General features: G+C 69.5%; 19 protein-coding genes and 1 pseudogene. 10 read left to right on the top strand and 10 right to left on the bottom strand.

Translation table 11 applies throughout. The features are described 5' to 3' along the window. The 3 genes and pseudogenes from CCN51_RS40790 to CCN51_RS40780 form a co-directional block, all read right to left on the bottom strand. Positions 1-356, bottom strand: a pseudogene (locus CCN51_RS40790) (hypothetical protein); the annotation flags it as partial. Positions 357-548: 192 nt separating this feature from the next. Beyond that, a complete protein-coding gene (locus CCN51_RS40785; protein WP_170061358.1) occupies positions 549-1,811 on the bottom strand; it encodes a metallophosphoesterase in 1,263 nt (420 codons plus the stop codon). Between the two features lie 216 nt (positions 1,812-2,027). Further along, positions 2,028-3,128: a LacI family DNA-binding transcriptional regulator gene (locus CCN51_RS40780; RefSeq protein ID WP_078610554.1), complete on the bottom strand. Its 1,101-nt coding sequence runs from the start codon at positions 3,126-3,128 to the stop codon at positions 2,028-2,030. A 503-nt stretch (positions 3,129-3,631) separates the two neighbouring features. Here CCN51_RS40780 and hisC point away from each other — a divergent pair. From hisC to CCN51_RS59430, 5 genes are all read left to right on the top strand, one after another. Then, complete coding sequence (gene hisC / locus CCN51_RS40775; protein WP_014177903.1) at positions 3,632-4,711, top strand: histidinol-phosphate transaminase; 1,080 nt, start codon at positions 3,632-3,634, stop codon at positions 4,709-4,711. 244 nt (positions 4,712-4,955) lie between these two features. Further along, positions 4,956-6,557, top strand: a complete 1,602-nt coding sequence (locus tag CCN51_RS40770) for a cytochrome ubiquinol oxidase subunit I (protein WP_014177902.1) — start codon at positions 4,956-4,958, stop codon at positions 6,555-6,557. A gap of 28 nt (positions 6,558-6,585) precedes the next feature. Further along, positions 6,586-7,593: a cytochrome d ubiquinol oxidase subunit II gene (cydB, locus tag CCN51_RS40765; protein ID WP_043490830.1), complete on the top strand. Its 1,008-nt coding sequence runs from the start codon at positions 6,586-6,588 to the stop codon at positions 7,591-7,593. A gap of 22 nt (positions 7,594-7,615) precedes the next feature. Beyond that, on the top strand, positions 7,616-11,218 hold the full coding sequence (cydD, locus tag CCN51_RS40760; RefSeq protein WP_014177900.1) for a thiol reductant ABC exporter subunit CydD: 3,603 nt from the start codon (positions 7,616-7,618) through the stop codon (positions 11,216-11,218). 251 nt (positions 11,219-11,469) lie between these two features. After that, a complete protein-coding gene (locus CCN51_RS59430) occupies positions 11,470-12,282 on the top strand; it encodes a hypothetical protein (protein ID WP_014177898.1) in 813 nt (270 codons plus the stop codon). Positions 12,283-12,391: 109 nt separating this feature from the next. On the opposite strand, the gene CCN51_RS40745 is transcribed toward CCN51_RS59430, so the two are convergent. Next, on the bottom strand, positions 12,392-13,285 hold the full coding sequence (locus CCN51_RS40745) for a Cof-type HAD-IIB family hydrolase (protein ID WP_043487222.1): 894 nt from the start codon (positions 13,283-13,285) through the stop codon (positions 12,392-12,394). Between the two features lie 53 nt (positions 13,286-13,338). On the opposite strand from CCN51_RS40745, the gene CCN51_RS40740 reads away from it, so the two are divergent. The 3 genes from CCN51_RS40740 (at position 13,339) to pspAB (ending at position 15,928) form a co-directional block, all read left to right on the top strand. Next, positions 13,339-14,247 carry an LLM class flavin-dependent oxidoreductase gene (locus CCN51_RS40740; RefSeq protein ID WP_043487220.1) on the top strand — a complete coding sequence of 303 codons (909 nt, stop codon included), beginning with the start codon at positions 13,339-13,341 and terminating at the stop codon, positions 14,245-14,247. A 173-nt stretch (positions 14,248-14,420) separates the two neighbouring features. Beyond that, positions 14,421-15,332, top strand: coding sequence for a zinc metalloprotease HtpX (htpX, locus tag CCN51_RS40735; RefSeq protein ID WP_014177895.1), 912 nt, complete (start codon positions 14,421-14,423; stop codon positions 15,330-15,332). A gap of 5 nt (positions 15,333-15,337) precedes the next feature. Further along, positions 15,338-15,928, top strand: coding sequence for a PspA-associated protein PspAB (gene pspAB, locus CCN51_RS40730; RefSeq protein WP_014177894.1), 591 nt, complete (start codon positions 15,338-15,340; stop codon positions 15,926-15,928). Between the two features lie 42 nt (positions 15,929-15,970). On the opposite strand, the gene CCN51_RS40725 is transcribed toward pspAB, so the two are convergent. Together CCN51_RS40725 and CCN51_RS40720 are read right to left on the bottom strand one after the other, a co-directional pair. Next, positions 15,971-16,183, bottom strand: a complete 213-nt coding sequence (locus tag CCN51_RS40725; protein WP_014177893.1) for a DUF397 domain-containing protein — start codon at positions 16,181-16,183, stop codon at positions 15,971-15,973. Continuing rightward, positions 16,167-16,919 (bottom strand): DUF5753 domain-containing protein, encoded by a 753-nt coding sequence (locus CCN51_RS40720; RefSeq protein WP_014177892.1) that lies wholly within the window; start codon positions 16,917-16,919, stop codon positions 16,167-16,169. The genes CCN51_RS40725 and CCN51_RS40720 overlap by 17 nt, the downstream gene beginning before the upstream one ends. Before the next feature lie 619 nt (positions 16,920-17,538). Here CCN51_RS40720 and CCN51_RS59425 point away from each other — a divergent pair. Together CCN51_RS59425 and CCN51_RS40705 are read left to right on the top strand one after the other, a co-directional pair. Beyond that, positions 17,539-17,673 carry a hypothetical protein gene (locus CCN51_RS59425; RefSeq protein WP_014177890.1) on the top strand — a complete coding sequence of 45 codons (135 nt, stop codon included), beginning with the start codon at positions 17,539-17,541 and terminating at the stop codon, positions 17,671-17,673. Positions 17,674-17,860: 187 nt separating this feature from the next. Continuing rightward, on the top strand, positions 17,861-18,118 hold the full coding sequence (locus CCN51_RS40705; RefSeq protein WP_055413975.1) for a hypothetical protein: 258 nt from the start codon (positions 17,861-17,863) through the stop codon (positions 18,116-18,118). Positions 18,119-18,449: 331 nt separating this feature from the next. Here CCN51_RS40705 and CCN51_RS40700 read toward each other — a convergent pair whose 3' ends face one another. From CCN51_RS40700 to CCN51_RS40690, 4 genes are all read right to left on the bottom strand, one after another. Further along, on the bottom strand, positions 18,450-18,806 hold the full coding sequence (locus CCN51_RS40700; RefSeq protein ID WP_014177888.1) for a hypothetical protein: 357 nt from the start codon (positions 18,804-18,806) through the stop codon (positions 18,450-18,452). Positions 18,807-18,909: 103 nt separating this feature from the next. Then, positions 18,910-19,389, bottom strand: a complete 480-nt coding sequence (locus tag CCN51_RS40695) for a barstar family protein (protein ID WP_078610550.1) — start codon at positions 19,387-19,389, stop codon at positions 18,910-18,912. Further along, entirely contained in the window at positions 19,361-19,762 is a 402-nt protein-coding gene (locus tag CCN51_RS54605) for a DUF6896 domain-containing protein (RefSeq protein ID WP_143676040.1), read from the bottom strand. Before CCN51_RS54605 ends, CCN51_RS40695 begins: the two co-directional genes overlap by 29 nt. 5 nt (positions 19,763-19,767) lie before the next feature. Then, positions 19,768-20,256 (bottom strand): RHS repeat-associated core domain-containing protein (locus CCN51_RS40690; protein WP_158104742.1); only part of this gene is annotated, 489 nt, incomplete at its 5' end.

Genomic DNA, 20,256 nt, shown 5'->3' with positions numbered 1-20,256 from the left:
CCTGCGGCCGTCGCCCCGCCTCCGGTTGTCGCCTCGCCCGCCGCCTCGCCCGCCGTGCCGGCCCGCTCCATATCCGTAGCGGTGAACTCGTCGTCCACGGTGTCGGGCCAGCCGGACGGCGCCGGTTGGCGCAGCTTCTCGCGGGCGGTCACATAGTGGTGGTATTCGTCGGCCGCGCATGCCGCTATGGCGGCCGCGGCGTTCATCGCCATGGTGCGCAGCTGCTCGGTGCTGAGCCGCTGCCCGACGCCGCTGAGGTCCGCGCGGCGGTCCGCGGTGCGCAGCGCCTCATCGAGAACCCGCTCGAACTCCGGGCGGTCCTCGATCAGCAGGTGCGGAGCGGTGTTCATGTGCATCCCCCGATGCTCCGTAGGGCCTTGGTGCCGGCTGTCACCGGGCAGTGGGGCGGAAACGGAGGAGAGCCTGCTACGGATAAGCCGATGGTAGAGCCGATCCGGCGCGGGGTGACAGTAGGTTTCCCGAATTCGCTCCGCGTCGGTGAAACTGTCTATCTTCCCCGTGCGGCGTGGTATGAATCCTAGGAATCCTCAGACTTCCAGCGGGAGTTGGACGACCAACAGCTTTCCGGCCATCGTGACGCCGCCGTCCATGGCGACCGCGAGGTTGTCCGCGTAGATGTGCGGGCCTTCGACGATCGGCGTGCTGCCGTCCTCGTCGTCGTCCTCGGAGCCGACCTCGCCGAGCAGATACGGAATCGGGCTGTGGCCGTGGACGATGCGCTGCCCGCCGTAGGTGTCGAGCAGTTCGCGGACGGCCAGAGGGCCGGCGTCCTCGTCGCGGAAGGCGAACCGCTTGGTGAACTTGCGGAACAGGTCCCAGCACTCGTCGGCGTCGCTGCGCTGCAGCGTCTCGGTCACGGTGTCGTTGACGGCCTCGATGGAGTCGCCGTATTCGAGGTAGGCGGTGGTGTCGGAGTGCACGAGCAGATGGCCGTCCTGCTCGGCCATCGCATCGAGCCGGGACATCCACTGCAGGTGGTGGTCCTCGAGCCGCTCCATGTCGGTGCGCTGGCCGCCGTTGAGGAGCCAGGCGGCCTGGAAGGAGGCGGTGCCGGCGCCGGAGTTGACGGGGGTGTCGCCGAAGCGTTTGGCGCCGATGAGCAGCAGTTCGTGGTTGCCCATCAGGGCCTTGCAGTAGCCGCCGGCGGCCGCGGCCTCGGCGGAGAGCTGCATGACCAGGTCGATGACGCCGATGCCGTCGGGGCCGCGGTCGGTGAAGTCGCCGAGGAACCAGAGCCGGGCGTTGCCCGCGGACCAGTTGCCCTTGGCGTCGATCAGCCCTTGGGCGGCCAGTGCCTCGCGCAGCTCGTCGAGGTAGCCGTGCACATCGCCCACCACGTACAGCGGGCCGGGGCCTTCGCCCTCGGGCGCCTGGGAGCGCTCGGGGTCGGGGACCGGGGTGAGCTCGACGGTCGGGCGGTCCTGCGGGGGCACCAGCGGGGTGTCCGGGAGGGTGTGCCCGGGGCCCATGACCGGCAGGGAGCGCTCGGTGGGCGTGTACTCCGCGGGCGGCTGGGCGGGCGCGGCAGGGCGCTCGGGCGCGGCGGGTGGCCCGGGGTGCGCCGCGGGCGCCTGAGGCGGTGCGGGCTGGGCCGGATCGCGGGGGACCCGGCCGTGCGGGACCGCGCCGTAGGGCATCCCGCCGTACGGGTTCGGGGCGGGGGGGACCGCGCCGCCCGGGAGTGGGCCGGGCGCGGCGGATGTTCCATACGCGGATACGGGCGGGGCTGCCGCCGTGGTCCGTGCCGTGGCTCCCAGACCGGCCCCCTGAGTCATCGACCCCTCCACCATCGCGCCGCCGTGCCACCGTGTGGACCATGCCTGGTCGAGGGCGATCCGCGGTGTCGTCCGCCCATCATAGGAATGACCGTACGGGCTTGTGACGCACCAGGGGGCCGTCAATCGGGGCGCAGTCCCGGTTCGGCGGTCTTTTATCCCGGATTGGCCCGGTAGGGAAAGCGGATCGGGCTCGGGTGCGTCTCGCGTCATCCTCAAGTCTTCCTCAGGTCAACCTCCGGCACGGCTGCGCGGCGCGCTCACCGTGGTGCGTGGCGGACGCCGTTGCGAGGACGTCCGCACGATCAGTTCGGTGGGTATCACCCGCTCGACGGGGTGCTCGGCGCCGGGTCCTTCGATGGCGTCGATCAGGAGCTGCACGGCGGCGGTGCCGATCCGGCGGGGCTTGAGGGAGAGGGTGGTGACGGGCGGCTCGGTGGTGCGGTAGATCGCGGACTCGCTGCAGCACACCAGCAGCAGATCGTCGGGGACGCGCAGTCCGTGGCGGCGGGCGGCGGCCAGCAGATCGGTGCCGTTGGGGTCGAACAGACCGTAGACGGCGTCGGGGCGGTCGGGGCGGGCCAGCAGGCGGTCGGCGGCGACGGCTCCGGCGCATGGGTCGTGGGCCGGGTACTCCTCGTACACCGGGTCCTGTCCGACCCGGTCGCACCAGTGCAGATACGCGGTGGTGGACAGCCGGGTGTAGGTGTCGGTGGTGGTGCCGGTGAGCAGTCCGACGCGGCGGGCGCCGGAGTCGGCGAGGTGGTCGAGCAGGCCGAGCACGGCGGCCTCGTGGTCGTTGTCCACCCAGGCGGTGACGGGGAGGGTGCCGGCCGGGCGGCCGTCGCTGACCACGGGGATGCCCTGGCGCAGCAGCTCGGTGACGACGGGGTCGTGGTCGGAGGGGTCGATGACGACGGTGCCGTCGAGGGCGACGTTGGACCATACGTCGTGGCGGGAGGTGGCGGGCAGGATGACGAGGGCGTAGCCGCGGGCTAACGCGGCGGAGGTGGCGGCGCGCGCCATCTCCGCGAAGTACGCGAATTCGGTGAAGGTGAAAGGTTCATCCCCGTAGGTGGTCACGGTCAGGCCGATGAGGCCGGACTTGCCGGTACGGAGGGTGCGGGCCGCGGCGGAGGGGCGATAGCCCAGCCGGTCGGCGACCTCGCGGACATGGCGGCGGGTGGCGTCCGGGAGCCGGCCCTTGCCGTTGAGCGCGTCGGAGACGGTCGTGATCGAGACCCCGGCTGCGGCGGCCACGTCCCGGATGCCCGCCCGTGTCAGCCGGCGGCCGGTCGACCGGCTCACCTGGTGCTTCCCTGCTGCTGTCATGGCGAGCCGATAGTAGGGCGAGGGCGGCCCCTTCGCGCGGGGGTAGGGTCGGCCTTGCGAAGGCACGTTTCTGCATGAGCGCTTTGGCCAATTCCCTTGGAAATCAAGCCAGTTGATGGTCCGGGTGGGTCAGTAGTCGCCTCTGGCATATCCACGCCTGTCGATTGGTCGTTGTCTCGAAGAGGTCTCAACTCACCTGCATGGGTGATGCGCGCCAGGGCGCTCGCCACCGGCGCGCGGCAGAAGCGGAATCGCTCCCCCTCAGCTGTGCGCGATCCTGCGCCCGGGTCGGCCGGCCCCGCGCGCCGGGTCCTCGCACCCCGTGTGCCCGGTCCTCGCACCCCGCGCGCCGGGATTCTCGTACCCCCGAGTGCGGAGCTCTCACGGCCCGTGCCCCAGGGCTCGCCCACCGCGATACGCCGGGCCCAGGATGCCTCATACAGTGTGAGGTATCGACGTGCGCGGGCGCCGTGCATGGACGGGACGGTCGAGGAGGAGCCGCGGTGACTGAGAAGAGCCCCAAGCTGCGTGGAGCGCTGGACGGCATTCCGACGTACAAGCCCGGTAAGCCGGCCGCGGCGGACGGGCCGACGGCCTTCAAGCTGTCCTCGAACGAGAACCCCTATCCGCCGCTCGCGGGGGTGCTGGAGACCGCAACGGCCGCCGCCGCCTCCTTCAACCGCTACCCCGATATGGCCTGCACGGCCCTGATGGCCGAGCTCGCGGAGCGCTTCGATGTGCCGCCCGAGCACCTGGCCACCGGCACCGGCTCGGTCGGCGTGGCCCAGCAGCTGGTGCAGTCGACGGCCGGGCCGGGCGACGAGGTGATGTACGCCTGGCGGTCCTTCGAGGCATATCCGATCATCTCGCAGATCTCCGGGGCGACGTCGGTGCGGGTGCCGCTGACCGACGGCGAGGTGCACGACCTGGACGCGATGGCGGACGCGGTCACCGAGCGCACCCGGCTGATTTTTGTCTGCAACCCCAACAACCCGACGGGCACGGTGGTGGGCCGGGACGGTCTGACGCGCTTCCTGGACCGGGTGCCGAACGATGTGCTGGTGGTGCTGGACGAGGCGTACATCGAGTTCATCCGGGACGAGCAGGTGCCGAACGGCATCGAGCTGTACCGGGAGCGGCCCAATGTGTGCGTGCTGCGCACCTTCTCCAAGGCGTACGGCCTGGCGGGGCTGCGCGTCGGCTTCGCGATCGCGCATGAGCCGGTCGCGGCCGCGCTGCGCAAGACGGCGGTGCCCTTCGGGGTCAGCCAGCTGGCGCAGGACGCGGCGGTGGCCTCGCTGCGCAGCGAGGATGCGCTGCGCGAGCGGGTGGAGGCGCTGGTCGGGGAGCGGGCGCGGGTGAGCGAGGCGCTGGCCGGGCAGGGGTGGACGGTGCCCACATCGCAGGCGAACTTCGTCTGGCTGCGGCTGGGGGAGCGCACGGTGGACTTCGCGGCGGCGTGCGAGGCGGCGGGCGTGGTGGTGCGCCCGTTCCCGGGTGAGGGGGTTCGGGTGACGATAGGCGAGGACGAGGCGAACGACATCTTCCTGCGCGTCGCCGAGGAGTTCCGCAAGGAGTTGTGACGCGCCGGGGGCCGCCGACGGGCCGACGAGAAGCCTGCGAGCAGCCAACGCCCCGCAACCAGCAGAGATGCCGATCGGATCCTACCGATACGTTCCGCTTACGCCCCTTCCACCCCCCGGTGAGAAGGGGCGTATGTGCGTGCGTATCATTGCTTGTGAATGTGAATACGTTCACAAGCTCCCTTGTGGGGCCGCAGGCGAACCCTGCGGGCACGACCGGGCAACAGCGTAAGGAGAGATTCCCGTGGATCTGGCTCTGGCGCCGGAGACGCTGGCGCGATGGCAGTTCGGCATCACCACCGTCTACCACTTCCTCTTCGTTCCGCTCACGATTTCTCTCGCGGCCATGACCGCCGGTCTGGAGACGGCCTGGGTCCGCACCGGCAAGGAGAAGTACTTCCACGCGACCAAGTTCTGGGGCAAGCTCTTCCTGATCAACATCGCGATGGGCGTGGTCACCGGCCTCGTCCAGGAGTTCCAGTTCGGCATGAACTGGTCGGACTACTCGCGCTTCGTCGGTGATGTCTTCGGCGCCCCGCTCGCCATGGAGGCGCTGCTCGCCTTCTTCTTCGAGTCCACCTTCATCGGACTGTGGATCTTCGGCTGGGACAAGCTGCCCAAGAAGATCCACTGTGCCTGTATCTGGATCGTCTCGCTGGGCACCGTCCTGTCCTCGTACTTCATCCTCGCCGCGAACTCGTGGATGCAGCACCCGGTCGGCTACGCCATCGACAAGGCCACCGGCAAGGCGCGGCTCACCGACATCTGGGCGGTGCTGACCCAGAACACCACCCTGGTCGTGGTCTTCCACACCCTCACCGCCGCCTTCCTCACCGGCGCCGCTTTCATGGTGGGCATCTCCTCCTTCCACCTCTGGCGGGCCAAGCGCCGCCAGGACCGTGGCGAAGAGCTCGGCGAGAAGCAGAAGAAGCAGATCCCGGCGATGCGGGCGTCGCTGCGCGTCGGTCTGGTCGTCGCCGTGATCGCGGGTATGGGCACCGCGATCAGCGGCGATCAGCTCGGCAAGGTGATGTTCGAGCAGCAGCCGATGAAGATGGCCGCGGCGGAGGCGCTGTGGGACACCCAGGCGCCCGCGCCCTTCTCGATCTTCGCCGTCGGCGATGTGAGCAAGGGGCACAACAGCGTCGAGCTGGAGGTCCCCGGGATGCTGTCGTTCCTCGCGCACAGCAACTTCACCGACTCCGTCCCCGGCATCAACGACGTGGCCGCGCGGGAGGCCGCCGCCTACGGCGGGCAGCCCGAGGACTACATCCCCAGCATCTTCATGACCTACTGGGGCTTCCGGCTGATGATCGGCTTCGGGATGACCTCGTTCGTCGCCGCGCTGATCGGGCTGTGGACGACCCGGCGCAAGAAGTGGCTGTCGCCCGCCTTCCGCACCGGGGAGGACGAGGTGCCGCGGCTCATGCTCACCAAGGGGCGCGAGATGAGCCCCCTGCTGACCAAGTGGTCCTGGCGGATCGGCATCCTGACCATGGGCTTCCCGCTGATCGCCAACTCCTTCGGCTGGATCTTCACCGAGATGGGGCGTCAGCCGTGGGTGGTGTACGGGCTGATGAAGACCTCCGACGCGGTCTCCCCCGGCGTCAGCCGGACCGAGGTCCTCATATCCCTGGGCGTCTTCACGCTGCTGTACGGCGTGCTCGCGGTCGTAGAGGTGCGGCTGCTGACCAAGTACGCCAAGGCCGGGCCGGACACCGACGAGAAGCCGCCGGCCAAGGACCCCCGGCTGCGGCTGCCCTCCGGCGGACCGGGCGCGGGGGCGGCGGGGGAGCACGATGCCGCCGACGACGACGCCGACAAGCCGCTGACCTTCGCGTACTGAACGTACTGAACCGGAGAGAGCCATGTCACTGCATCTTCACGACGTCTGGTTCGTACTGATCGCCGTCCTGTGGACCGGCTACTTCTTCCTCGAGGGCTTCGACTTCGGCATCGGCGTGCTGACCAAGCCGCTGGCCCGGGACCGTACGGAACGCCGGGTGCTCATCAACACCATCGGCCCGGTCTGGGACGGCAACGAGGTCTGGCTGATCACTGCGGCCGGCGCGACCTTCGCGGCCTTCCCCGACTGGTACGCCACACTCTTCAGCGGCTTCTATCTGCCGCTGCTGGCAATCTTGGTCTGTCTGATCCTGCGTGGCGTCGCCTTCGAGTACCGGCACAAGCGCCCCGAGGAGCGCTGGCAGCGCAACTGGGAGAACGTGATCTTCTGGTGCTCGCTGCTGCCCGCGTTCCTCTGGGGCGCGATCTTCGCCAACATGGTGCGCGGGGTGCCGATCGGACCGGACAAGAACTACGCCGGCGACCTCCTCGATCTGGCCAACCCGTACGCCCTGCTCGGCGGGGCGCTCACCCTGGTGCTGTTCACCTTCCACGGCGCCGTGTTCGCCTCGCTCAAGACGGTGGGGGAGATCCGGACCCGGGCGCGGCGGTTCGCGGCGGGGCTCGGCCCGGTCGCCGCCGTGCTCGCGGTCGCCTTCCTCGGCTGGACGCAGCACGACAGCGGCAACGGGCGTTCGCTGGCCGCGTTGCTGGTCTCGGCGGCCGCGCTGCTCGCGGCGCTGGTGATGAACCGGCGCGGGCGGGAAGGCTGGGCGTTCGCTCTGTCCGGGGTGGCCATCGCCGCGGCGGTCGCGATGCTCTTCCTGGCGCTCTTCCCGGATGTCATGCCGTCCTCGCTGGACCCGAGGTGGAGCCTGACCGCGGCGGACGCGGCGTCCAGCCCGTACACGCTGAAGATCATGACCTGGATCGGGGCCGTGATGACCCCGCTGGTGATGGCCTACCAGGCATGGACGTACTGGGTCTTCCGCAAGCGGATCGGCACCCAGCACATCCCCGAGCCGACCGGTCACTGATCCCGCGGGTGGTGTGTTTCACGTGAAACCAGTCGACCCCCGGCTGCTGCGCCAGGCCCGGGCGACCCGTCTGTTCCTTGCCGCGTCTGTGGCGTTGGGGCTGGTGTCGGCGGGGCTTGTGGTGGCACAGGCCATGCTGATCGCCGAGGTGGTGGTCGCCGCCTTCGTCCACGGGGCGGCGCCCGGGGAGCTCGGGCGCCCGCTGACGCTGCTGGCGGCCGTCGCCGTCGGCCGCGCCGCGGTCGCCTGGCTGACCGAACTGGCCGCCCACCGGGCCGGGGCGGCGGTCAAGTCCGAACTGCGGCTGCGGCTGCTCGCACATGCGGTGCGGCTGGGGCCCGAGCGGATGAGCTCCGACCGGCCCGGGCCCGAGCGGCTGGGCGCGCCGGGCGGTACGGGCGGTACGGGCGGTACGGGCGAGCTCACCACCCTCGCCACCCGGGGCATCGACGCCCTGGACGACTACTTCGCCCGCTATCTGCCGCAGTTGGGCCTGGCCGTGGTGGTGCCGGTGGCGGTGCTCGCCCGTATCGTCACCGCCGACTGGGTCTCGGCTCTGATCATCGCCGCCACGCTGCCGCTGATCCCGCTCTTCATGATCCTCATCGGCTGGGCCACCCAGTCCCGGATGGACCGTCAGTGGCGGCTGCTGTCCCGGCTGTCCGGACACTTCCTGGACGTCGTCGCCGGACTGCCCACCCTCAAGGTCTTCGGTCGCGCCAAGGCCCAGGCCGCGTCGATCCGCGCCATCACCGCCGACTACCGGCGGGCCACGCTGCGCACCCTGCGGCTGGCCTTCCTGTCCTCCTTCGCGCTCGAACTGCTCTCCACCGTGTCGGTCGCCCTCGTCGCGGTCGGCATCGGTATGCGGCTGGTCCATGGCGAGCTGGACCTCTATACGGGGCTGGTGGTGCTCGTCCTCGCCCCCGAGGCGTATCTGCCGCTGCGGCAGGTGGGCGCGCAGTACCACGCGGCGGCGGAAGGGCTGACCGCCGCGGACGAGGTCTTCGCGGTCCTGGAACGGGAGCCGAGGGCCACCGGCGCCGAGCCCGCCCCGGACGCCCGGGGCGCGGCGCTGAGCGTGCAGGGGCTGGTGGTCCGCCACCCGGGCCGCGCCGAACCGTCCCTGGCCGAGACCTCGTTCGAGATCCTGCCGGGTGAGACGGTGGCCGTCGTCGGCCCCAGCGGGGCGGGCAAGACCACGCTGCTGGGCGCCCTGCTGGGATTCGCCGAGCCGGCCGCGGGCCGGGTGCTGGTCGCGGGGCGGGACCTGGCATCGCTCGACCCCGACAGCTGGCGCGGTCAGGTGGCCTGGGTGCCGCAGCGCCCGTATCTGTTCGCCGGGACGGTCGCCGAGAACGTACGGCTGGCGCGCCCGGATGCCGATGACGCCGCGCTGCGGGCCGCGCTGCGGGACGCGGGCGCGCTGGACTTCGTCGATGCGCTGCCGCACGGGGCCGACACCCGTCTCGGCGAGATGGGCGCGGGCCTGTCCGCGGGGCAGCGGCAGCGGATCGCGCTGGCGCGCGCGTTCCTGGCCGACCGGCCGGTGCTGCTGCTGGACGAGCCGACCGCGGGCCTGGACGGGGAGACGGAGGCGGCGGTCGTCGAGGCGGTACGGCGGCTGGCCGAGGGCCGTACGGTCCTCCTGGTCGTCCACCGCCCGGCGCTGCTGCCCCTCGCCGACCGCGTGGTGCGGCTGCCCGGCCCCACCGCCGCGCCCCCGGTTGCGGCGGTCCCGAGCACCGTCCCGGCGGACGGCGCGCATCAAGGCGCGGACCGTGGAGCCCCCGACGCCCCGTCGGCGTACGAGGAGCACCAAGTCCCGGAGCGCCGCTCGCCGCTGGCGTGGGTGCGGGAGTCGGGGCGGGCCTGGCGGGGGCGGTTCGCGCTCGCACTGCTGCTCGGCAGCCTCGCGCTGGGCAGCGCCGTCGGGCTGATGGCCGTCTCCGGATGGCTGATCTCCCGCGCGTCACAGCAGCCTCCCGTGCTCTATCTGATGGTCGCGGTCACCGCGACCCGCGCGTTCGGGATCGGCCGCGCCGTCTTCCGCTACGCCGAGCGCCTGGTCTCGCACGACGCCGTGCTGCGGGTGCTGGCCGAGCTGCGGGTCGCGGTGTACCGCAGGCTGGAGCGGCTGGCGCCGGTCGGGCTGAAGGACACCCGGCGCGGCGATCTGCTCTCCCGGCTGGTCGCCGATGTGGACGCACTTCAGGACTACTTCCTGCGCTGGCTGCTGCCCGTCGGCGCCGCGCTGGCCGTGGGCGTGGCCTCCGTCGGCTTCACCGGCCGGCTGCTGCCGGAGGCGGGCGCCGTGCTGGCGGCCGGACTTCTGATGGCAGGGATCGTGGCGCCCCTCGTCTCCGGGGCGGTGGCCCGCCATGCGGAGCGCCGGCTGGCCCCGGCCCGCGGCGCGCTGTCGGCCCAGGTCGTCGATCTGCTCACCGGCACCGCCGAGTTGACCGTCGCCGGTGCGCTGCCGCGCCGGCTGGAGGAGGTGCGCCGCGCCGACGGCAACCTCACCCGGATCGCCCGGCGGGCCGCGGCCGCCACCGGCGTGGGCGCCGGACTGTCCGCGCTGGCCTGCGGGCTGACCGTGGCCGCCGCGGCGCTCGTCGGTGTGCGGGCGGTGGCCGACGGCCGGCTCGACGGGGTGTGGCTGGCCGTCGTGGTGCTCATGCCGCTCGCCGCGTTCGAGGCGGTCGCGGGGCTGCCGCTGGCCGTCCAGCACCGCCAGCGGGTGCGGCGGGCCGCGCGGCGGGTGTACGACGTGGTGGACGGGGCGGACGGGGCGCCCGAACAGGGCCAGGACCCCGCGGCCACGGAGACCCCGCAAGGGGCGTATCCGCTGGTGCTGAGCGGGATCTCGGCCCGGTATCCGGGGCGGACAGAACCCGCCCTGGACGGGTTCGACCTGGAGCTGCGCCCGGGCCGCCGGATCGCCGTCGTCGGCCCGTCCGGTTCGGGCAAGACCACCCTTGCCCATGTGCTGCTCCGCTTCCTGGACCCGCGGACGGGCACGTACACCCTCGCCAGCCGCGACACCGCGGCCATGGACCCCGACGCGGTACGGCGGTTGGTGGGGCTGTGCGCCCAGGACGCGCATATCTTCGACAGCTCGCTGCGGGAGAACCTCCGCCTGGCCCGCACCGACGCGAGCGACGGCGAGCTGCGCGAGGCGCTGGCCGCGGCCCGGCTGCTGGAGTGGGTGGACGGGCTGCCCGACGGGCTGGACACGCTGGTCGGCGAGTCGGGCGCGCGGCTGTCCGGCGGGCAGCGCCAGCGGCTCGCCCTGGCCCGCGCGCTGCTCGCGGACTTCCCGGTGCTGGTGCTCGACGAGCCCGCCGAGCACCTGGATCTGCCGACGGCCGACGCGCTGACCGCCGATCTGCTGTCCGCCACACGGGGGCGTACGACCGTGCTGATCACCCATCGGCTGGCGGGTCTGGAGGCGGTCGACGAGGTCGTCGTCCTGGACAGGGGCCGGGCCGTGCAGCGCGGTCCGTACGCTCAACTCGCCGCGGCGAACGGCCCGTTCCGGCGGATGCTGGAGCGCGAGGCCGGGGAGGGCCACGCCCTGGCGGCGGCTGCTCCCCCGGTCAGGGCCGCGGCGGGCGCCAGGTGACTTTTCCCGGTGGACGGTTTACGCGGCGGCATCGAGGGACCGGATGAGGCCCTGGCCGACCGGGAGTTAGCCCGGTCAGGGCAACTCCTCACCTGGGCGGGCCAACTATCGCTGCGTCAGCATGCGCACTCCCTTAACGGGCAGTGGGATGAGCTTCGCGGGCCGTTTGGTCAGCTTGTCAGCCTTGTCCTCTTATCGTCCATCGCACTCCGCGACAGTTGTTGGCCCGACGCGGGGAAGGAAGTCATCACGTGAACAGCCAGAGCGCAACCTCCAAACGATCCCGGGCGCGCTACCGGGCCGTCTTGGCCGCCGCAGTGAGCGCGGTGGCTCTGAGCAGCCAGTTGCTGACCGCGGCCCCCGCCGCCATCGCGGACGAGAGCCCCCTGGGCGACGGTCGCCCCAAGCCGCCCAGACCGCCGGAGTACCCCACCGTCCTGCACGGGGTGCGCGAGTTCACCACGACCGGGACCTTCACGCCTCCCCCGGGCGTGACCTCGGTGCACGTCCAGGCATGGGGCGGCGGCGGTGGCGGCGGTGGCGGCGGTGGCGGCGCCACCCCGACCGGTACCGGTGTCGGCGGTGACGGCGGTGGCGGCGGCGCCGGTGGCTTCACCTGGTGCGTCATCCCGGTCCAGGTCGTGCAGAGCTACACGGTGAACCTGGGTGGCGCCGGCGGCCCCGGTGGCCTCGGGCCCATCGGCGGTAACGGTGGCAACGGTGGCAACGGCGGCAGCTCGAGCGTGACCGGTTCCACCAGCGGCCTCCTCCTCGCTGCCAGCGGCGGTACCGGTGGCAGGGGCGGCGCCGCCGGGGCGGGCGCCACCAACGGCGCCGACGGTGCCGGCGGCGCCGGCGGCACGGGCTCGTGCATCACGGGCGGTGTGAACCGGACCGGTGACAGCGGGCAGACCGGAGACGGCGGCGGCGAAGAGGTCGACGGCATCGTCGATCCGCCCGGGATCAGGGGCGAAGGCGGCGACGGTGGCCTGGGCGGCGCTGCCGGATCGCCCGGCACGGCGGGTGACACCGGAGGCGCCGGATACGTCGTCTTCTTCTGGTAATACCGATCCGGCCATACCGATCCGGCCATACCGATTCGGTCGTACCGATTCCGGCTTGCGGAACCGCTCCCCGGCCACCCAGTCGGGGGGCGGCCCGCCCCCGGACGCCTCAGCCCTCCTGGATCTCCGCCAGGATCCGCTCGATGACGGCCGCGACGCCGTCGTCCTCGTTGCTCGCGGTGTGGCCGGTGGTCGACGCCAGCACCTGCGGGTGGGCGTTCGCCATCGCGTACGAGGTGCCCGCCCAGGCCAGCATGTCCAGGTCGTTGGGCATATCGCCGAACGCCACGACCTCCTCGGGGGCGATGCCCCGCCGGGCGCAGCACCGGGCCAGGGTGCTGGCCTTGCTCACCCCGAGCCCGCTGATCTCCAGCAGGGCGGTCGGGCTGGAGCGGGTGAAGTCGCCGTGTGCCCCCGCCACCGCGCGGCCCAGCTCCAAAAAGGCGTCGGGCGCCACGGCGGGGTGGTGGGCCAGCAACTTGAGGACCGGCGTGCCCCCGCATTCGCCGTCTTCGTCCAGCAGCTTCTCGGCGGCGGCGATGATCGCGCTCGGGTCGCGGTGGAAGGGCGGGTAGTCCGGTTCGTATGCGATGCCCTCGGTGCGCTCGACCGCGAAGGAGGTACCGGGGGCCGCGCCGCGCAGCGCCTCCACGATGGCCAGCGCCCGGTCCACGGGCAGCGGGCGCGCGTCGAGCAGCCGGCCGCCGTCGTGCAGATCGACCACGGCCGCGCCGTTGGCGCAGATGGCCAGGCCATGGCCGTGCACATGTTCGCTGACCACGCCCATCCAGCGAGCCGGCCGGCCAGTGACGAAGAACACCTCGATACCCGCACGCTCCGCCGCGGCGAGGGCGGCGACCGTGCGGTCCGAGACCGTTTTGTCATTGCGCAACAGGGTGCCGTCGAGGTCGGTGGCGATCAGCCGGGGTCGGGGTGTGGTGGAGCGGGATCTGCCTGCGGCCGGGGTCTCGGACTGCTCGGTTGCTGGAGTCACGGCAACCATCCTCCCGCATATGCCGCTCACGAGTGCCTTCAGGCTGGCCTACGCTCGATGGCATGCGACTGAGCACCGTGATCCTTCCCGTACGCCGCTGGTCCGAGGGCGGCCGCCAGGTGTGGCAGCGCGCCGAGGAGCTGGGTTTCCACGCCGCGTACACCTATGACCACCTGTCGTGGCGCAGCTTCCGTGACGGACCTTGGTTCGGGGCGATCCCGACCCTCACGGCGGCGGCCACGGCGACATCCCGGCTGCGGCTTGGCACCCTGGTCACCTCCCCGAACTTCCGCCACCCCGTCACGCTGGCCAAGGAGCTGATCTCCCTGGACGACATCTCCGGCGGCCGGATCACCCTGGGCATCGGGGCGGGCGGCTCCGGTTTCGACGCGACGGCGCTGCTGTCCGGCGACGAGGAGGCATGGACGCCGCGTGAGCGGGCCGACCGTTTCGGTGAGTTCGTGTCGCTGCTCGACCGGCTGCTGACCGAGGACGCGGTGACGCATGAGGGCCGGCACTACAGCGCGCGGGAGGTGCGGAACATCCCCGGCTGCGTCCAGCGGCCCCGGCTGCCCTTCGCCGTCGCCGCCACCGGCCCGCGCGGGCTGCGGCTCGCGGCACGGTACGGGCAGGCATGGGTGACCACGGGCGACCCGAAGATCTACGAGACGGGAACGCCGGCCGAGTCGGTGGCCGCCATCGGGCGCCAGATCGACCGGCTGGGCGAGGCCTGCGCCGAGGCCGGGCGGGACGCGGCGGAGCTGGACAAGATCCTGCTCACCGGCTTCACCCCCGACCCGAAGCGGCCGCTCTCCTCCGTCGACGCGTTTGTCGACTTCGCGGGAGAGCACGCACGGCTGGGCATCGACGAGATCGTGCTGCACTGGCCGATCCCCGATTCGGTCTTCGCGGCGGATCTCGCGGTCTTCGAGAAGATCGCCACGGACGGCCTGGCGCAGCTGGGCGGGTAGCGGGGGTGCCGCAGCCCTGGTCCCGCAACCCCAAATAGTGCGAATGGATCAAAAGCCTTCACTCCTATGTGACCGGTTTTGTCGGATCGGGGCGGATTTACTCTGACAAGACGGCTATAGGGCGCAGAATCGGGTGTAGAGATTCCGGCCACCACCGTTGCTGGGAGGCACCCATGCCACGCACCCGATACGCCCCCGACCGGGGGCTGACCGCCCGCATGGTGACCACGATGTTCTTCATCGGTCTGCTCTATGTGGTCTTCGTCGGCGTGCTGCTGGCCCTGCTGCGCGGGGCTTGGCCGCTGATCCTGCTGATCGCGGGCGGGCTCTTCGTGGCGCAGTTCTGGTTCAGCGACCGGATCGCGGCGTACTCCATGGGCGCCCGGGAGGTCACCCCCGCCCAGGCGCCCGAGCTGCACGGCGCGGTCGACCGGCTGTGCGCACTCGCCGATATGCCCAAGCCGAAGGTGGCCATCGCCGACTCCGATGTGCCCAACGCCTTCGCGACCGGCCGTAACCAGCGCAACGCGATGGTGTGCGCGACGACGGGGCTGCTGCGGAGGCTGGAGCCGGAGGAGCTGGAGGGCGTGCTCGCGCATGAGCTGTCGCATGTCGCCCACCGCGATGTGGCGGTCATGACCATAGCCTCGTTCCTGGGCGTACTGGCGGGCATCATGACCCGCGTCGCCTTGTGGGGCGGGCTGACCAGCCGTAACAGCCGGGACAGCAACACCGCCATCGCGGTGCTGATCATCCCGCTGGTGAGCGCCGTGGTCTACGCGATCAGCTTCCTGCTCACCCGGCTGCTGTCCCGCTACCGGGAGCTGAGCGCCGACCGCGCCGGTGCGCTGCTGACCGGCCGTCCCTCGGCGCTGGCCGCCGCGCTGACCAAGGTGACCGGGCAGATGGCCCGAATACCCACCCGCGACCTGCGCCGGGCGGAGCCCTTCAACGCCTTCTACTTCGCCCCGGCGCTGAGCGGGCAGAGCCTGAGCCGGCTGCTGTCCTCGCACCCCACGCTGGAACGGCGGATCGACCAGCTGGCCCGCATCGCCGCGCAGCTCGGCCAGGCGGAGAGGGGCTGAGGACTATGGGTTTCTGGGATGCCGTTCTCGGCCGGAGCAAGCCCGCACGGCCTGATCTCGACCAGCTCTTCGCCCTGCCGTCGGCCGCGGTGACGCTGGAGGCGGGGGCGGGGTTCACCCCCACGGGGCTTGGCTCGGTGTGCTTCGCGAGCGTCGAGGGCGGCGCCTTCGACCGGCTCCAGGAAGAGGTGCGGGAGCTGCTGGACGCGGACACCGAACGCGGCGGGGTGCCCGTCGAGTTCAGCCGGGACGAGTACGGCTACACCTGGCTGCTGGCGCGGCAGCCACGGGACGATCTGGCGGCCCTGGTGAGCGATCTGCACGCGGTCAACACCCTGCTCCAGGACGCCGGTTTCGGCCCGCAGCTGCTGTGCTCCCTGGTCGGCTTCCGGGATCCGGGGGGTCGGCCACTGGCGCTGGTGTACCTCTACAAACGCGGCACGTTCTACCCCTTCGCGCCGCTGCCCGGCCGCGGCGAGAAGCGCGACAACGCGCTTGAGCTCCAGGTGCGGGGGCTGCTCGGCGACGATCTACGGGTCGAGGAGGACCTGAGCCGCTGGTTCCCGGTGTGGGGCGCGCCCGGTATGGCCGGCTGAGCACCGCCGGGGCTTCCCGCTACGGGTGTCAGACTACGGGTATCAGATGTCGCGCGTCTTGGCGAAGGTCACGAAGGAGGCCCAGGCGGCGGCCTCAAATATGAGCGCTGGGCCGTCGGGGACCTTGGAGTCCCGTACGGGGACCAGGCCGGAGGCGGCGATGTTCGGCGCCCACTCAACGCACTGCGCCCCCCCGTTGCCGGAGAACGAGGACTTGACCCACAGAGCACCAGTGAGGTCAGGGGTTGTGCTCATCAGGAAGTGCCTCCAAAACGGACCGGATGAAGTCCGCCGACTTCTCGGGGGACAGCGCCGAGGCGCTCAGCAGATCGTAGGCCCGGATGCGGGCCCGGACCTCTTCCTTTTCTTCGACGAGTGTCCCAGTTGTCGTGGCCTCTTCATAGGCTACGGGGGAGTCATCATCGAGCGTCAGCAGGGACAACGCTCCGCCTGCAAGGGCATGGCCTCCGTGCTCGAAGGAAAGCACCTGCACGAACGACGCAGGAGTCAGCGCCAACGCGGTTAACCGGCTGAGCTGTTCCCTCATCACCGCCCAACTGCCGTACCGACGCCGTAGAACGCCCTCATCCAAGATTGCCGCGTAGTGAGGCTGGGGTTCCTTCGAGAGCAGTTCCTGACGGCTGAGGCGGGCCATGAGCAGTTTCTCAACCTCGTCGTCGGAGGCGTCCGGCAGGTGTACGCGGAACTGAGCTTCGGCGTACGCCGGAGTCTGTAGCAAGCCGGGAACGATCTGAGGTGAGTACTCCCTGATCCGGATGGCTCGGGCCTCCAACTCCATGCGTCGTCGGAACTTGTCCGGATGGATCTCATGACGAGCAAGGGCGTACAGCTTGCCGAAGATGCCATCCGTTCCAAACGCCACATCGAGCATGGGCGGCAGTTCCGGCGGGATCATGGATTCTGCCGTCTCGAACCGCGCCAGCGAACTCTTGCTGAACTTGGTGATCTCGGCCAGAGCCTCAAGGGACATCCCTGCCGCTTCACGCAACCGGCGCATCTCCGAACCGAACAGGTGGCGGGCGGACCGATCTGGTGTCAGTGCGCGTGGCCGAGCTGGCATCGAGCAACCTCATTTCCCGATGGGCCGGTTGGGACGTCAACGACTTCAGATCGTACGCGCACGGCGACAAGCTGTGACCACGCAAGGTGACCAGTGGTCACGAGCAGGAGCGCAAGACGAGAGAAGGCCCTCTGATGGCGGTTCCCCCCGAACAGATCAGCGAATCCGTGCCGGACGCTGCGAGCACGAGTGACCTTCGACTTGTGCCCGTCCGCATAGCTCACCGGCTACGCCGCGCGGTGAACGCAACCAGAGGGCTGCTGCGGCGCGTGCGGCAGGTGATCGTGACGGGCCGGGGTCGGCATAGCGCGGTGTACATGGCGGCTCGCCCCGCCCACACTCCCGTACCGCCTCCGAGACCCGTTGCCATCGAGTCCCCCGCGCCCTCCTCCGTCTTCTACGAGGACCCGCCGACGCTCCGCCTCCCGCGCATCCCCGCTGCTGAGCGCTTCCCGATTGTCTGGGACGCCGACCCTGTGGGGTTGTACGTCGTCCAGTACGAGCGTGAGCGCGCGTTGGGAGTGGCGAGGTGAGCGCGGAGACACCTCAACAGGAGACCCAGGGGGGTTCCGGCCCGCGCCCCACTCTCAAGGAGCTGGAGCAGCGCGCGGAGGCTCTGGCCAAGGCGATCCGCAAGCATCTGGAGCGGGGGAGGCGGCGGTGAAGCCGTTGATGGTGCGGGGAGTGACCGCTGGAACCCGAGGCTGCGCGAAGTGCGAGGAGTACACCGCGTTGCGCGAGAAGGCCAAGCAGGATGGGGATTACGGCAAGGCGACCACATACGAGATCTTGCGCCGTCGTCACCCGTCCCACGAAACGCCGAGCCGCACGGCCCGTTGGGGGTTGCCCGCATGAGCCGGCCGACCGCGTACAAGGGCCCGAAGGTGGGCCAGGAAGCGTACGACACTGCCACGGGGCGCGTCGGTGTCCTCCAGGATGTCTGTCACGTTGACGATCTCATCTTCGACCACAGGATGTCCGGGCCCCGCGTCGCCTTCCTGCGCCCGGCCGAGGGCGGGCGGGAGTGGATGACCGACGCCGAAAACGTCAAGTTCCCGCAGGAGGCGAAGAAGCGCCTTGATGTCTACGACGAGCCACGGCGGGAGTGACGTCGGCGTATGGCCCCGTGACTCGTCCTGTCGTAGAGGTCGGGCGGACAGGGGGCGGCCCAGAGGCGCTTTGGTCGGCTCTGGGCCGGGTCGGGCCGCCGCGTGAAGCTCCGCTCGCTGAAAGTCCGATCTTCCGCCCGCCAGGCGGGCGTGTCCGTCAGCAATGAACCATGCCGCTGCGGCCGGGGTAAAAATTGTCCGTCGAGCCGAGGGAGGGGGCGGCAGCGGCGTGCCTGGGCGTCACGGCCTGGGGCAGGTGCCAAAGCTCGCCGTCCTCGTTTGGTGCTCGGAGCGGCCTATGGTCGGAAGGCTGGATGTGGGTTGACCCGGCTCAGGAGATCGCTTGCCGCAGCCTGGCGATCCACCTCGAACAGGTCTCCGCGCTGATCTCGTAAAACAGCTCAGGAGTGGAGATTTCGAAAAGGAGCTGAATCAGCAAGTCCTCGTGCTCTTCGGTGACGCCAATAGTGTCCAAAGAGTGCACGACTTCCGCCCACTCGGTAAGCTCGCGAGCAGAGACGCTGCCCGAGAGGAACTTGTCGAGAACCCCGATGGCACGCTCTGGGGAAAGATGCGCGACCTCGTCGATTCGACCACCGCTCGCCGACCGCGCGGCGGCAGCCAGGTCATCGACACGTCCATCCAGGTGGATCAGATCCAGGAGTGCTTGAACTTCCTGTTGATTCATATCCCCCCAGATCCTTCCAATGCGCCGACCACTTTGAAGGCCATCTCGACTCTTTCCGGGGAAGTTGTTTTTAGGCTAGTTAGCCTCTGGCCTTCTTGTCGACTCAACCTAGACTGGCGGCGACTTTCTGTATACGGGGCAAGCTTTCTTGGCTGCATGCAAGGACAACCTGAAATCTGCCCCGCTCGCTGGCTTCAGGGCGCTTAGTGAAGGACCATCTCGCTCCAGTATTCGAAAGGATGCTAAGGAATTCGTAGAGCTCTTCAGGGTTTTCGGCGAGAACCTTGTGCGCTTCGTCGATGAAGAGGAAATACTGATCCGCGGAGATCCAGTTCAGATCCCGAAGGCAGTCGTTCAGCGCAGGAAAGTTCCATCCGAAATAGTCTGGAAGCCTGAATCCATCCCAAAAACTTTGGAATACTCCATCAAGATCTCCCATGTCGGTTCCGCTCATCCATGCAGAGAAGGTCGAGCCTGGCACGGGCAACAGATCTCGGATCGGCGCGTGGGTGTCGGGTCCCGCTAGATGGAGCCAGGGCTTGATTTGGGCCAGGTTACGCGAGAACGGGCCAGTATTTTCCATCTTGCACCTTCTTCAATCTCCCTGTAGAGCATAGATACTCACACCCTTCGCGGATCTCGGAATAACTAGGATCGGTGCGTAGCCCTGACGTCTCCAGGAAAAGGGCCATGTCGTAAATTGTGAAATAATCTCCTTCGCTGCCTCCGTCGACATGTACTTGCCCTTCGGGTGGCACAATAACTGTATATCCGAAGCCGTGAACGAAGTACTCGTAGCCGTTTTCGCATCTGCCTTTCCGGGGGAATTTTTTCCTATTGACGGCGGCAGTAATGGAACTCGCGCCCTCCAATTGGAAAGTGTGCTCGATGGCGCTCGCTGCTTCCGTGAAATTGGATGCCGCTTGCTCGATCGCCTGAATGAAAAGATCGTTCATGGTCATCACCTCAATTTGTATTGGTTCAACCTATTCCCCCTATATTCTGATGCGGACGATGTTACATCATCTATGTCCTTGTATCCCGGTAGCTCGCCGTCCTTGAGTTGCTGCGTGACATCGCGAATTGCCACTTCGTCGAGATTGATTCGCCTCGCCGCTGCTAGTCTGTGATGTCCATCAACCACATACATGGTTCCGTCGTCATCTTTAACAACAGAAATTGGGCTTTGCTCCCAATCGAAAGTTCCGTTCCGCATGTCATCCATCATTTTCTTAACCCGCTTGGTTGAAGAGTTCCCACTTATTTCGTGCGTCGGTTTCAGTGCGTGAGGATCAGCGGACGTGCAGCCTTCCGGCGCCAGCCCGAAGGGATCGATCCAAACATTCGGGTTGCTGACATAGTCGTAATGATTCGGGCCTGGGCTCAGCCCGAGAGGGTCGGGTGAGGTGTAGCGGGCGTTTTCGGGGTCGTAGTGGCGGAAGTAGTTGTA

It is taken from the genome of Streptomyces milbemycinicus, from assembly GCF_002154605.1.
Taxonomy (GTDB): domain Bacteria; phylum Actinomycetota; class Actinomycetes; order Streptomycetales; family Streptomycetaceae; genus Streptomyces; species Streptomyces milbemycinicus.
This window is presented reverse-complemented; position numbering and strand designations above follow the sequence as displayed.